Source organism: uncultured Sphingobacterium sp. (assembly GCF_964277905.1).
Lineage (GTDB): Bacteria > Bacteroidota > Bacteroidia > Sphingobacteriales > Sphingobacteriaceae > Sphingobacterium > Sphingobacterium siyangense.
Window position 1 is genome coordinate 109872 of record NZ_CAXYKD010000024.1, and the last position, 15486, is coordinate 125357.

The following is a 15486-nucleotide window of genomic DNA, read 5'->3' on the forward strand; positions in this document are numbered from 1 at the left end:
AATTACAAACAGATAACTAACTTTATATACTGCATTAATGGAATATATAAAAAAAGCATTTACCTTTTATAAAATGTTTAAAGATTAGAGACATCTAACTTTCCAAGAAAATTAAACTAAAATATATCGATTAACAATGAGCAAGAAAAAAGACAATTCTAGATGGCTGAATGTAGCCATATCCTGGGGAGCGAGTATCGTCATCATTGGGGTACTATTTAAAATTCTACATATCGGTGGAACCACAGCCAACTATATGATCGGAATCGGTTTAGGTGTAGAAGCCTTCCTTTTCTTTTTAATGGGTTTTAACCCACCAGCGCCAGAACCTGATTGGACCCGAGTTTATCCTGAATTGGACGACAATTTTAATGGCGAACTTCCACAAAGAGGAAAAGCTGTTGTTGCCCAACCTGCAGGGCCTTCAGCTACAGCTGCTTTGGACAAAATGTTTGCTGATGCCAATATTGAACCAGCAAGTATTGAAAATCTCGGTCGTGGCCTACGTGATTTCAGTGAAAAAGTATCAGCCATCAATAAGTTATCGGATGTTTCATTAGCAACAGAAGAGTTCACGAATAAACTCAGAACAGCAACTTCTAAGTTTGATAACTTGAGCCTAGCGTTTGAAAAAGCTTCGCAAAACCTAGTCGCTATGTCGAATACCTCTGGCGATACGTCCAACTACCACGAACAGGTAAAAAGTTTGACAACCAACCTAAGTCAATTAAATGCGATGTATGAACGTGAATTACGCGATTCGGCCTCACATTTACAATCGATGAACAAGTTTTATGAGAACCTAAGCTTTACCATGCAGAACTTTAATGAATCACTGGATGATTCCAAAGCATTTAAAGATGAAGTGGGCAAGCTAGCGAAAAACCTCAATGCCTTGAATGCCATTTATGGCAATATGTTGAGCGCGATGAATCAACCGCGTGTGTAATTAATTCTTGTATCACTTAAATCAAAAACAATGGCATTAGGAAGAGAAACTCCAAGACAAAGGATGATTGGAATCCTCTATCTGGTCTTGCTCGCTTTATTGGCGCTCAATGTACCGGATTCCATCTTGGATGCATTCAAAAACATTAACAACAGTCTCGAAACATCCAAAGCGAATGTTAGCACAGCTGTTCAGCAACTGTTCACCGCATTCGAAAATACCAAACTAAAAGAAGAGCCGGCACGTGCCAAACCAATCTACGATAAGGCAAAAAGAGCGCAGGCTATTATTGGGGAACTTAATCAATATATTGGTTCCTTAAAAGAAGAGTTCGTTAAACAAGGCGGTGGATACGATGAAGAGAAGGGCGATCTTGCTCAACGTGAAAACGAGGATATCTCTCCCAATCTCATGATCAATGAGAAAAAAGGAACCATCCTAAAAGACAAAATCAATTCAACACGTACCAAACTATTGGCCCTACTGACACCTGAAGAACAAAAGATGGTTTCGTTCTCTTTAGAGGCGAAAGATCCGGAGAAGTCTGTAAACGGTAAAAAATCCTGGGAAGAAATTAATTTCGGTAGTGGCACACCTCTGACCGCGGCGATGACTATTTTAACCAAAATTCAGACCGATGCGCAGAATGCAGAATCTGATGTGGTCAAGCTTATCTTAGGCAAAATGGATCAGGCCGTTGTGAACTTAGACAAATTTGCAGCGGTTGCTGTTGCTCCTACCTCCTATTTGGTCCAAGGGCAACCTTATAAAGCCGAAGTATTTCTGACGGCATCCGATTCCAAATCTGAACCAGCCATCTCCGTTAATGGATCATCGCTTCAGGTGGTGGATGGAAAAGGTGTTTATTCGATCAACACCAGTCGGGAAGGTATCTATACCTGGACCGGTGTGATCAAAGTAAAACAAACCGATGGATCCTACAAAGAATATCGGACCCCTGTACAGACCTACCAAGTTGCGCGTCCTTCAGCGGTCGTATCGCCAGACAAAATGAATGTACTTTATATCGGTGTGAACAACCCGATATCGGTTTCAGCTCCGGGTACTCCGACAGATAAAGTGCGGGTGAGTATGAGTGGCGGCAGTATTTCTAGTGCCGGCGGTGGTAAGTATAATGTGAAAGTAAGTTCTCCGGGCACAGCACATATTTCGGTTTCGGCTGAGGTCGCACCAGGAAAAACACAGACATTGAGCTCGACAGAATTCCGTGTAAAACGCATTCCAGATCCTATTGCCAAGTTTGCTGGTAAAACAGGCGGATCAATGGCTACGGTCGCACTTAAAGCACAAAATGCATTGTTTGCCAAACTGGATAACTTCGATTTTGATGCTACTTTCAAAGTCACCAAATTTACCATGATCATTGCCAAGCCTCGTGCGGATGCAATCGTGTTGTCGACTTCAGGCGGCCAGTTGAGTTCAAGCATGTCCTCTGCATTAAATGGTATTGTACCAGGTACGCGTGTGATCTTTGACAATATTGTTGCTGTAGGTCCTGACGGAACCTCTAGACAGCTCAACGCTGTTGCTTTGACGGCAAATTAATGTAAACGATCTACATAACGAATAAAAGAGGCTGTCCAATCTTTTGGGGGCAGTCCAAAATTGGACAGCCTCTTTTATTGCGATGCTATACGCCACTCTCCACAGTAAGATCGTAAATAACTACCTGCTTTAACCTTACACAAACATCTGCTTGCCCGGAAACAGTCCTATTAATGCTATTTTGGTGGTTACCTTAATTGCCTCCTTAGGTTTTAAATAAACAATAAACCCCAAAACAGTCATACTAAGTTATACCTAATAACAATTTTTAGCCAATATTTAGACAGTGCTCGTTCAGTGTTTGCTCAGTATACACTGAGCAAGCACTGAACGAGCACTGAACAAGCACTGAACAAGCAATGTCAAAAGGCATAATTTGGTAACTATTTGACATGGTTTGCTTCAACTAAAAATTACCCAAACTTCCACTGCAATAACATCTCATTTTTGCCCTTTAAAGGATTTATATTAAAGAGGACTTTCCCTATCCATCCTATATTTCTTTCTGAAAAGTATTGAAAAATAAAAATATACACCAAGCATACAATAACTTTAAGTTATTATAACCATCTTTAAAATTATACAAAACTTAAAAATCACAAAACTTGTTTACTCAAATAGAAAAAAAACATGCAGTTTAAAACGACTCTACAACCACTTTTTTTTGTCTGCGCCCTAGGCCTGTTTTTTAGCTCTTGCCAAAAGGATGACCATTCTGAGACGAAGGGGCCTATCGATATTGAAACAGGAGATCCTGCCTGGACAAAATTGAGTATCCCGCGACAGCTTAGAGGTACCTCGGCGATCTATGGTAATATTGACGATACCCTGGTCGTTGCCACCATGTACAAGATTTATATGACCACGGATAAAGGAGCTTCATGGCAAATGGTCAACGATGCCGGACTTGGCATACCAAGCTTCAGTATGTATCAGGGAGAACTGATGGCTTTAAGTAACTTTCAGGACCATTCGACAAGTCCATTTTTGTTCTCGTTGGACATGGGCAAAAATTGGAGCGGAAAAGGCAAATATGGCTATGAAGTCTATGATAAAGTGCGGGTCAATCGAAAAGAAACAAAGATCAGTGAAAATGAATCCTACAAAATCAGCCCACAGCCCAATGAAATCATCGACAAAGAATATGGACGCCCGTTGATGCAGCCAGATAAACTAGTAAGGGTTACTGATAAAGGCGAACAATTGCTTGATTTTCCTTTCCGTCGACAACTAAATTATATTTACCACGACAAGAAAAACCGACTTTACATTGGCGCTGAAGGAACGCGTTTTGAGTGGACTGTTAAAGGCAATCAACGTACTTATCCAACAGCTACTGACACAGCGATCATATATATTAGTAAACTACCTATAAGCGGACAGTGATATAAAGAACTATAACATCTCTCGCAATTCCTTCAAGTAAACCGGCAATTCATCATGCTTATAGCGCAATTATTAAGAAAGTAAAAGCCTTCCTTTAATTGGGAACGCTTTGATATATTTAACTAGGCAAATATCTTCTAATACGAAATAGTAATGGGAATCGACTTAAAGGTACTCATATTAAAAGTGGTATTTTTATATAATATAACGAGATTGTACTGACCAGATTGCCATTGTCTTTCACCAGAAATCTGACTGCCCAAACCATCTTTCTCGGCACCGATTAAAATATCATCACCGCTTATCGTACCATTGACTAACTTATAGGTATTGACTTTTGATGCTGGCCCCAGATCTTTATGCTCCACTTTAGAGATAATGATAGCCTTCGTCAAGTCAAGTTTATCAACCGTTTCGGGAAAATGATTCAAGGTCCGTCTGATCAATGCTGTATATAGAATGCCATCCCCCTGTATTTGCTTGATCTGCGCACGTGCCGTAAACTTATCCCCTTTTTTGAAAATCAGCGGATCCTCTACATAGGTATTCATATAATAAACCATATTATCGTTTCGGGAGAAAATATCACGATCCACGGTGGGGTCAACTGGCATATTAGTCACATCGAAGATCTGAAAGTCTTCCTTTAATGCTAACTTAGATCCATTGACATCATTTACGATAAAGAAAAAATCAAATTTACCCTCAGGCGCTTCCACTGGAATGGTAAAATGCTTGTGCACATTGGCATTTTTTAATCCTTTAAACTCATCCCATGCCATTTCAGTTTTCCATGATGAGGTATAGGTCTGCCCATCCTTTGGCAAAATTTTTACTTGAACAGACTCGATTTTATCTCCGGCAAGAATATCCGCATTAAAGTGAAAATCCCGCCCTCGGATTGCTTGCTTGTTATTGGCATAGCCAATTTCTACGTTTTCTGCTTTTGGCGAAACAACCTCTGCTGTCTCCCCTTCTTTTTTACAGGATACAAAAAGCTCAGAAACGAGCATAAATGCTAGGATAATTTTTATTGGTTTGATCATATAGTACAATTTTTTATTAATGCAATATAGTTGCAAATATAATAAAATCAATACAAAAGCAACACTGTTGTATTAAAACAACTATTTAAATTTTGATCCTAAAACGCTAACTGTATATAAATATCCGTATGAAAGCTATTGCCGTTAATATTAAGTTGAAATTTGTAAATTTGATCGCTGATTAGCTGTTTAAACAGCATACTATCTGCCCTTTTGAAAACTCTACAATGGACGCTACAGCAGAAAATAAGCTATTGATTTCGCTCTCCCAAGGAAACGAGCAATCCTTTTTTGCTTTATATGACCAGTATAGCCATGCCTTATTTTCCACTATCTTTCGAATGGTTAAAGATAGAGAGGTCAGCGAAGAGATCGTCCAAGATGTATTCCTAAAAGTATGGCAAAAAAGATCTACCATTGACCCGAACCGAAACTTTAAGTCCTGGATTTTTACAATAGCTAAAAATGATGTTATTTCATGGTATAGAAAATTAGCGAAAGAATCCGCTATGCAGGAAAACTTATACCAACATTTCGAGCAGCTTTACATCATGGAAAAAGAAGGTGATATGCAGGAGAAGCAGGCCGCGTTATTGGAAAGAGCGCTCGATACTTTAAGTGAGCGTAGAAAAGAAATCTTTGTTTTATGTAAGATAGAGCAGAAAAGTTACGAAGAAGTTGCAAAAAAACTGAATATTTCTGTTTCGACAGTGAGTAATGCGATGGTCAAATCCAACCAGCATATTCGCCAATTCGTACAGGACCATTATGATGAAATTTTGACGATTCTTGTTACATTCTATTTTTTTTAAAAAAAATAACATTACGATAGTGTTTTTGCTAATAAGTTGCGTATTAACTTATAGATATGGCAAAAAAAATAGATAATATTTACAAGAGCTATTTAGATGGAAGCATCAACCGGGTGGATCTCGATTGGTTACTGCACTATTTCGATCAAGCAAGCGACGAAGAGCTGGAGCATCTAACGTCTTTAGCTTGGAACGATTTTGAGGAAGACAGAATTGATCACCTCTTTGCGTCCCATATCGAAATAATTAAGGAACGATTGATCGATAGTTTAAACGAGCCTAAGAAGCAACCTATTCATTTTAGACTGCATCAGAAGTGGTGGGCTGCCGCCTCCATACTACTTGTAGCGGGATTGGCGACTTGGTTTTATTTGGGACAGAACGCAAATCGTTCCGATATTACTGCGCCATCAGCAGCCACTTTATATGTAAAGGATAAGTATGGCAAAGAAATCGCCATTTTACCACAGACTGATTCGCTATGGGAAATGGGCGACATTTCCTTTTCCCGTGTCGACAGCCAAACTGTAAAAGTAATCGCACTTGGGAAAAATCCAAGTTTGCAAACAATCTATACCCCCAATTCTGATTTTAGGCTTGTGCTGGAAGATGGTACCAAGATTACAATGAATGCTGCATCTACCTTAAGGTTCCAGATTCCTTTTGATCCATCGAAAAGAGAAGTTTCCTTGGAAGGAGAAGGCTACTTTGAGGTTGCACATGATGCGCAAAGACCTTTTACTGTGACTGCAGGAGCCACAAGAGTCGAAGTACTGGGCACCGTGTTTAACGTACGAAATTATGCAAGCGATGGCCATGTTACGACTTCCCTCCTGTCTGGACGCATCGCATTAAGCAAATCAGGAACTGCAGAAAAAACTATACTTCGCCCCGGGGAAACAGCAGTAACCGACCAAAAAGGCATACATATCGAACGTTTAACGCCAAAGCAAGCTGTCGCTTGGACTGCTGGCTACTTCGATTACCGGGATCAGTCACTTCGAGTAATTCTGTCTGATTTGTCCAGGTGGTACGGAGTAGATATTGATACCACAACGCTGCCATCTGATCAATCGATCTATATGAAAGTCCGCAAAAATATTCCACTACAGGAGATGCTAAACCTCTTAAATGAAGCGAGCGGACTGGATTTTCAATTGAACAATAAAAAAATCACGTTAAAAACAACTAACAAAAAATAAAAACAACTAAATAATACATTTACCCTAATCTACCATGTCACACCTAACCCAAAAGCGACCGGTATTTTTGCGAAAATACCTGAGTTTGGTCGCTGGAATTGCCCTTATGAGCATGATCGACCCCTATGAATTACATGCACAGCAGGTCGAATTGAACTTTAAAAATGCCGATGTCAAAGAGGTGATTACGAGCTTATCAGATCATTACGGCTATGAATTTGTCTTTGACGGTAACCTCTTAAAATCGGCACGTCCGATCAGCGTTAATCTGAAACTGACAACCGTTGAAGATGCGTTATCTATTTTGTTTAAAGATCAGCCCTTCGGCTATCGTTTAGAGAACAAACGGATCATTCTCTATCGTAAAGCCGCATCAACTGCTCATCAGCTTGTACGCGGAAAAGTAATCGACAGTTTGGGTAATGCCATTCCTGGTGTTTCGATTCATAATCTACCGGATAACAGTCAAGCCACAAGTTCGGGCGATGGCGATTTTGAAATTAATGTAACTACTGCGGACATCCAATTGTCTTTTAGACACGTGTCCTTTAATGAAAAAATCGTTCGTTTTAACGCTGGACAAGTCGAGAAGCCTATTCGTGTCATGTTAAGTCCCAAAGAGTCTATGCTCAATGAGATCATGGTAACGGGATACCAGCGGATCAGCAAAGAACGTAGCCCTGGGGCCTATGCTATGATTAACAACGATCAATTGAACAAACAGATTAATGTCGACCTAACCTCTGCATTAGAGGGCCAGGTATCTGGATTGACCTATATCAAAAGTGCAACACGTTCAGACGCCGACAAACCCGTACTCCGGGGTATTGGAACCTATTCCAGTGCGGTAACCACCAATCCACTTATTGTCGTGGATGATTTGCCGACCGAATTTACCTTGAATGATATTAATCCCTATGATGTAGAGTCAGTCACGGTCTTAAAAGATGCAACAGCAGCTTCGATTTACGGAGCCCGTGCGGCCAATGGTGTTATCGTGGTGACAACTAAACGAGGTAAAGGGCAAGGTGTTTCTGTAAACTTTAATGTGGACCAGTTCATTACGCAGAAGCCAGATATCGCTAAGATGCACTATGCAAGCACATCTGATCTGATCGATTACGAAACAGATGTTTATAAGCGAGAATTGTCCCGTTATGCGAACAGTGAGGCGCTATTTAATTACTACGGAAATTTGGGGAGTGGCAATTTAAAATATTACTCACCCCTGTACGATTTATTTCGGAAAGAATCTATCGGTGAAATTAGCTCGCAGGAGTTAGAACAAACGGTCAATTCATGGCGGAGCAACGATTATATCAAGGAGTTTGTCGACAATGTATGGCAGAATGAAACACGTCAACGTTACAATGCGAGTATCTCGCAGAACTCCAGTAGGAGCAATACCTTTGTTTCCTTTAATTATGACAAAGGTAAAGGACAGGTGGTCAATGACAAAAATGAGAAATTTAACCTTTATTTGAAGTCGGCTTTCAATCTCACCAAATGGTTGTCGGCAACAGTGGGATTGAATGGTACATATGGTGTAAACAAAAATACAGATGGTATTTACAATAATCTGTTTTTACAGCCACGTTATGCGCGTATCAAAGATGAAAATGGCAACCTAGTCTATAGCCCGTACGTTGACCTGGCCAGTTCGGTAGGCCCAGGATCACCTATTAATGGTAAGACCGCAGCACAGATTGCTGCAAATGGAAATTTAAAAAGCACTTCTTTTAATGTGCTTGAGGCATTAGAAGAGGGTATGGTAAGTAATAAAAGTTTAGGTCTTCGTGCTTTTACATCATTACGGGCCAATATTTATAAAGGACTGTCGTTTCAAACACAGTTTTCTTATGAAATGGGACAGTCTGCTCGTGAGAGTTTTTATGAAGAGAGTAGTTACATGATGCGGATGGCTTCCAATGCGATGATGAGTTATAATGCCACCACAGGCGTTTATACAAAGAACTTGCCCGCTGGAGGCCGTTATTACCAATACGAGAGCAAACGTTATAGTTACACCTTTCGTAATCAGTTTAACTACGATAATACCTTTGGCCAATACGGTGAACATCAGTTAACGGCATTGGCCGGATTTGAGATGCGCCAGTCGCATGTGCCACGCCCTATTGAGCAGCTGCTTTTGGGTTATAATCCGCTAACATTGACCTCCACCACACTTGACTGGGCTACCTTAAGCAAAGTTGGCGTTCCGAGTTATGTATACGGAGGCAATTATCGCCTATCGGATTTAAATAGTGGGGCCCAAAAAGAGACGCTCCATCGCTATACCTCCCTTTATGCGAACGCAGGCTATACCTATAACAATAGATTTAACCTGACAGGGAGCATACGGGTGGATCAAGCAGATCTGTTTGGTGTGGACCCTAAATTTAAATATCGACCATTATGGTCTATCGGTGCTGGTTGGAATGCTAGCAATGAAGACTTTATGAAAAATGAAGACTGGTTAAATTCCCTCAAACTTCGGGCTACGTACGGTATTACCGGTAATGTGGATCAAGAAAGTTCCAGCTATGGTACTGCCACCTGGAAATCAGATAAGCTTTTCCCTTACCTTCAGTATCTGGAACAGAGCTCGCTGCCTAATCCAATGCTGCGCTGGGAAAAAACAGCAACAACAAACCTGGGATTGGATTTCGCTGTGTTTGACAACCGTTTATCAGGAAGCATCGATGCCTATAACCGTTATAGTTCGGATTTGTTGATTACCGCTATTTTGGACCCTACCGTAGGAGCTAGTTCAAGGGTAATTAACAATGGTGCACTACGCAATAAAGGGATTGAATTTAATATCAATGGCGTCTGGTTGAAAAAGAAAGATTTGACGGCAAGCACCCAGCTGGTATTTTCATTCAATAAAAATAAAGTCGAAAAAGTGAATGGCCTAACGACTACAGCGCAATCCTTTGTGGGGTCGCCGAGTGATTACTTCTTTGAAGGAAGCAGCTACAACTCGATTATGGCCTATCGTTATGGAGGAATGGTAAATGGTTACCCTTATTTTCTGGATCAAAACGGAGAATCAAATGTTGTCTTTGATGAAAATGGTACGCCAACGAGTATCAAAGACATTACCTCGCCGGATGCATTGGTCAATATGGGCACACTGTTTCCGAAGTATACAGGCTCCATCAATCAGCGCTTACGCTACAAATCATTTGATCTCTCGGCGATGTTTGTATTCTCTGGCGGACATAAATTACGCAAAGATGCCATCGACTTAGGAAGTGATGAGCTCACAAACGCGGGTTTGGTCAATCGATGGGCAGAAGGCGCCGACAACGATTACCCAAGATTGCTGGTCGATTACCCAGACAAGCTGCGTACCTATGCGGGGACACTTTCGAGCCTATGGCGGAATAGCGATAAGCAGATTGTTTCGGCAGATTACGTTAAACTGAGAAATGTCGCAGTGGGCTATCAATTGCCAAAACAATGGGCAGGGAAAGCGGGAATGCAAAATGTAAAATTAACCTTGCAGGTGAATAATTTATGGACCTGGAGTGCCACTGGGGATGATATCGATCCGGAAGCGTATTCACTCAACAGTGGAACACGTACTTTTCCATTGGCTAAATCATTCCTCATGGGGCTTTCACTAACTTTTTAATCCGAATTTAAGATGAATTTTAAAACTTTAGCGGCGGCATTTGCGACTCTAATTGTCTTTTCTGCCTGCGATAAATACCTTGATATAACACCTAAAGGCTCGCAATTAGTGAGTACTGCACAAGATTACTACGACTTGGTTGCTTATCCCAATCGCGGATATCCTATCAATAACTTTCAGTATCTGGTCGATGACCAATATATGAAGGAATCCAATGTAATTGGTTTAACACCTAATATAAATACCATCAATTTTTTATTCCAAGAACAGGAGGACAGGGTAAGCCGTCTTAATTCGTCCAATTTCTATAGCCAATGTTATAAATACATTGCCCAATGGAATATGATTATCTCTTTGGTTGACGAAAGTACAGGAGATAATGGGTTAAAGTCGCTCGCGAAGGCAGAGGCGAAGATGTTTCGTGCATTTGATTATTTCCATTTGATCAACGTCTATGCAAAAGCTTATGATGCCAGTAAAGCAGCTCAGGATGGAGGTATCTGTATTATGGACAAATATGACCTGGAAGCTAAGCCCGTAAAATCAACGGTACAGCAGGTATACGATTTTATCCAAAAGGATATTGAAGATGCTTTGCCTTATTTACAGGAAAAACCGACGAATCCTTACCATCCGTCCTTAGCTTTTGCTTATGCATTAAAGGCAAAAGTGCATCTTTTCAAAAGAGAAATTGCCGAAGCAAAAGCTGCGGCCGAAAAAGCATTGCAGCTGAATGGGCAATTGATTGATCTCGTTCAATACGAAAAATTAGGCGGACCAAGCAAGTTACCCATGATTGCCGAAAATAACCCTGAAGTGTTGAGTTATATGTATGTAACAGGTTATAATGAGATGAACTTTGGCTACAGCTATATCTTAAGCCCAGAATTGACAAGCATGTTTGACAAAGAAGATAAGCGCTTTAGCCTATTCTATACAACCTCAAATACGAGTTTTCTAGATATTGGCGCCGGAGCAAGCTACTACAACGTAAAGTATACCGCCTTTTTCTTTCCTACAGTAGGTCTTAAAACACCGGAGATCTATCTCATGTTGGCCGAATGTTATGCACGTCAGGATCAATATGCAAATGCCATTAACATGCTGAATACCTTACGTAAAACCCGGATCGAAGGAGAAAAAGCGACCCTAGCTGTTCCAACAACACGAAAGGAAGTCATGGATCTGGTCATTAACGAACGTCGCCGGGAATTGCCTATTGGATTCCATCGGTTTTTCGATTTGAAACGCTTAAACATCGAGCCCGACTACGCTAAAACGCTTGTGCGTGTATTTCCGATTGTCAATAAAACAGTGGAACAAAAGACCTATACCTTGGCTCCGAATTCAAGAATGTACATCATTCCATTTCCATTGGATGTCATGAAGTTAAATTCAAATCTGCGGTTAAATACAGATGAAACGCTACCGTTTTAATATATGCTATAACAATACACATGAAAAATAAAATTATCTATAGTACCCTTGCCCTACTTTTGTCGGGCAGTATGGTGCAAGCCCAACAAAGCGCAAGCAAGACAGATACCGTAAAATCAAAGAACGATCTAAATGAAGCTTACAATAAGATCTTTAGTAAGCGAAAAGTTGCACGTTCTGGTGTATTTAACGTATTGGAGTCTGACAAAAAATGGTACCTCGAGATTCCCGACAGCTTGTTGAACCGTTATTTTTTGACAGTTACACGTTTAGTTTCAGCTCCGCAAGGATTTCCGATGTATGGTGGAGAAAAGTTGAATGAGCAGACACTTTATTTTGAAAAAGGCTTAGGAGACCGTATACAGTTGCGGGCGGCAATCTACAGGCAGGATGCGCCGGAGACCGATGCGATTCGTAGCGCATTGGTGCAGTCGCAGGAAGATCCGATTATCGCTATTCTGGATATCAAAGGACTGCATACCGGGAGCAACAGTTATCTGGTTGAGGTCACCGATCTTTTTCGGAAGGACAATGCCGCAATTTCATTTGATAGCAAGATAAAAAGCGAAAATAAACTATCCTCGTTGGCAGACGATCGTTCTTTTATTACAGATATGAAGGTATTTCCGATCAATCTGGAAGTAAAGACAACAAAGACATATTCTTCAACAGCAGGTACACCAGCAGCAAGCTTAACAGGCGCGATGACGTTCACCACCAACACCTCCATGGTGCTGTTGCCAAAAGAGCCGATGAAAAAACGGATTTTCGATGAGCGAGTGGGCTATTTTGCAAATAAGTATATTCTATTCACGGATCAAGACCAACGTTCCAAAGCACTAAATTTTATACAGCGCTATCGTCTTGAGCCTAAAGCGAAAGATATAAAACGCTACCTAAAAGGTGAGCTGGTAGAACCACAAAAGCAGATTGTCTATTATATTGATCCAGCAACACCAAAAAAATGGCGTCCCTATTTGATTGCGGGAATCAATGACTGGAATAAAGCTTTTGAACAAGCGGGATTTAAAAATGCAATTGTGGGCAAAGAATGGCCTGAACAGGATACAACGATGAGCTTGGAGGATGCCCGATTCTCTGTAATCCGTTATTTTGCCTCCGAGAAAGCGAATGCCTATGGCCCGCGTATTTCAGACCCAAGAAGTGGCGAGATTATCGAAGCGCATGTTGGATGGTATCATAATGTGATGAAACTCGTCCAGCAATGGTTTATGGTGCAAGTGGGGCCATTAAACCCGGCTGCTCAAAAAATGAAATTGGATGACGAGGTGATGGGGCAGTTAATTCGGTTTGTTTCGTCGCACGAACTGGGACATAGTTTAGGCCTTCGTCATAATATGGGGGCAAGTAGCCAAACTCCAGTAGCGAAATTGCGGGACAAGAACTGGGTTGAAAAAAATGGACATACCGTATCCATCATGGATTATGCACGATTCAATTATGTCGCACAACCCGAAGATCAGGTTGGTTTGGCAGGTATATATCCACGTGTAGGAATGTACGACAAATGGGCCATTCAATGGGGGTATCAGTATCTTCCACAATTTTCGAATGGTGAAGACGAACAAATCTATTTGACGAAACAGGTGACTGATAGCCTAACCGCTAATCCGAAGTTATGGTTTGGAGGTGAAGGAAACGATGAAGATCCACGTAGTCAAAAAGAAGATCTTGGTGACGATTCGATGTTGGCAAGTACCTATGGTATTAAAAATCTGAAACGGGTTGTTTCCCATTTGGTTGAATGGACTGATGAACCTGGGGATGATTACAGCAACCTCAAGGACATGCATAAAGCTGTACGAGGACAATTTAATCGTTACCTCTATCATGTGCTGAAAAACATCGGAAGTCAGGAGATTACCAATAAGGTGCGTGGTCAGGCAGGAGCTGTTTATACTGCTGTGCCACGGGAAAAGGTAAAAAATGCCATTCAATATGTGAACGACAATGTATTTGCTCCACCTTTGTGGTTATACCCAAAAGATATCCAGGATCTGATCGGAAAAGATGCTAACAAGGAGATTACCGATCAACAGGAGCAAATGTTAAATATGCTGCTGAGCCCAGGGTTACTTTATAATGTCTATATGAAGTCCCTGAACAATGAAAAAGCATATAGCCTCGATGAATACCTGAACGAAATTGGCCTTGGTGTTTGGACCTTACCAGGTGGTGACCTGCGTATAGATGCATTCAAACGTGGACAGCAACGTTATTTCCTCGAAAAAGTAAATCAGATCATCAACCCAAAAATTGCCCAGGGATCGGATATCATTACACAGGCGCAGCGTAGCGATGTACAGCTTTATCTTCGGAATTATCTGCCCGCGTTAGTTCAACAAATTACGCAACTTTCTGGAAAACAGATTAGCAGCCTAAATAAACAACATCTTGAGCAGATGTTGTTAGAAATTAAACGTATTCAAAATCAAATAAATAAAGACTAAAAATGAAAAATAGCTTAAAAGGAATTTATGCAACCTGTTTGATCTGTCTTATGCTGATCTCATGTCAATCAAGCCAGGGACAGGATGTTGCACAGGCGCAACGTGACCGATTATTTAAAGCCTACATGGAAGTGAAAACGGATATTAGAGATGAAAACTTTGAAGGCAGTAAAGCGCATGCCATTCAATTAGAAAAAGAAGTTCAGAACTTCCGATTAAAAGGTTTGCAGATCGATGATATGATGCGCCTGAAGAAGGTAAGCCAGACGATGAAGACCGATGCTTCAAGCTTAAAGTCTGCCCCCGACATGAAGGCAATGAAGGTGTCATTCTCTGCCGTCACACAATCCCTATTTACTATTATGGAAACGATGAAATGTACAGATGAAGCTGTTTACTTACAATATTGTCCGATGGAAAAAGGGTATTGGCTAAGTTACGACAAGGCGATTGAAAATCCTTACGCAGCATCGATGCGCAATTGTGGACAATTGGTCAAGGGAATGGCTACTGCAGATTATCCGGAGCCAGTGGCATGCCATTAATTCACGTGCGAACGCAGTAACGTCATTCATCTAAGGGCAGTCCATTTGGACTGCCTTTTTTGTTTAAATACAATCTTCTGTAACCAGCAATAATTACAGGTCAAAGGGATGAGCTTCCCAAACAAATCGTCTCGAAGTATCATCATATTGTCTAAACTGACAGAGCCTATAAAGCTAATGCTGTGCATTTAGTATTCAATCACACCAATTATATGCAGTATCTTGAATTTGAACACATCCATTTTGTTTGGAGCCCGAAACTCATCTTGACCATTCCACAAATAGTATGTCAAGCCCATTTCGTTTAAATTGAAGCCTTCCCGCTTTGGTGGGATCATAATCCAAGTACTTCTCCACATCTGAATCGTTTTCCGGTACCCAACCATGCTATTGCGAGCAACAGCGGTCTAGCGCAGGATCCGGATTACTAAA

General features: G+C 40.9%; 10 protein-coding genes. 9 read left to right on the forward strand and 1 reads right to left on the reverse strand.

The window, feature by feature from the left end:
• Positions 1–136: 136 nt before the first annotated feature.
• The 3 genes from gldL to ACHWSC_RS10455 all read left to right on the forward strand — a co-directional run bounded on the left by gldL (position 137) and on the right by ACHWSC_RS10455 (position 3901).
• Complete coding sequence (gene gldL, locus ACHWSC_RS10445; protein WP_394676717.1) at positions 137–949, forward strand: gliding motility protein GldL; 813 nt, start codon at positions 137–139, stop codon at positions 947–949.
• Positions 950–979: 30 nt separating this feature from the next.
• Positions 980–2515 (forward strand): gliding motility protein GldM, encoded by a 1536-nt coding sequence (gldM, locus tag ACHWSC_RS10450; protein WP_394676718.1) that lies wholly within the window; start codon positions 980–982, stop codon positions 2513–2515.
• Between the two features lie 630 nt (positions 2516–3145).
• Complete coding sequence (locus tag ACHWSC_RS10455; RefSeq protein WP_394676719.1) at positions 3146–3901, forward strand: hypothetical protein; 756 nt, start codon at positions 3146–3148, stop codon at positions 3899–3901.
• Positions 3902–4038: 137 nt separating this feature from the next.
• Here ACHWSC_RS10455 and ACHWSC_RS10460 read toward each other — a convergent pair whose 3' ends face one another.
• Positions 4039–4947 (reverse strand): DUF4625 domain-containing protein, encoded by a 909-nt coding sequence (locus tag ACHWSC_RS10460; protein WP_394676720.1) that lies wholly within the window; start codon positions 4945–4947, stop codon positions 4039–4041.
• Between the two features lie 227 nt (positions 4948–5174).
• On the opposite strand from ACHWSC_RS10460, the gene ACHWSC_RS10465 reads away from it, so the two are divergent.
• The 6 genes from ACHWSC_RS10465 to ACHWSC_RS10490 are packed head-to-tail and all read left to right on the forward strand — an operon-like array spanning position 5175 to position 15054.
• On the forward strand, positions 5175–5759 hold the full coding sequence (locus ACHWSC_RS10465) for an RNA polymerase sigma factor (protein WP_394676721.1): 585 nt from the start codon (positions 5175–5177) through the stop codon (positions 5757–5759).
• Between the two features lie 56 nt (positions 5760–5815).
• Entirely contained in the window at positions 5816–6961 is a 1146-nt protein-coding gene (locus ACHWSC_RS10470; protein ID WP_394676722.1) for a FecR family protein, read from the forward strand.
• A 34-nt stretch (positions 6962–6995) separates the two neighbouring features.
• Positions 6996–10601: a SusC/RagA family TonB-linked outer membrane protein gene (locus ACHWSC_RS10475; protein WP_394676723.1), complete on the forward strand. Its 3606-nt coding sequence runs from the start codon at positions 6996–6998 to the stop codon at positions 10599–10601.
• A 12-nt stretch (positions 10602–10613) separates the two neighbouring features.
• Entirely contained in the window at positions 10614–12038 is a 1425-nt protein-coding gene (locus ACHWSC_RS10480; protein ID WP_394676724.1) for a RagB/SusD family nutrient uptake outer membrane protein, read from the forward strand.
• A gap of 20 nt (positions 12039–12058) precedes the next feature.
• Entirely contained in the window at positions 12059–14509 is a 2451-nt protein-coding gene (locus ACHWSC_RS10485; protein ID WP_394676725.1) for a zinc-dependent metalloprotease, read from the forward strand.
• A gap of 2 nt (positions 14510–14511) precedes the next feature.
• On the forward strand, positions 14512–15054 hold the full coding sequence (locus ACHWSC_RS10490; protein ID WP_394676726.1) for a DUF3347 domain-containing protein: 543 nt from the start codon (positions 14512–14514) through the stop codon (positions 15052–15054).
• The last annotated feature ends 432 nt before the right edge of the window (positions 15055–15486 follow it).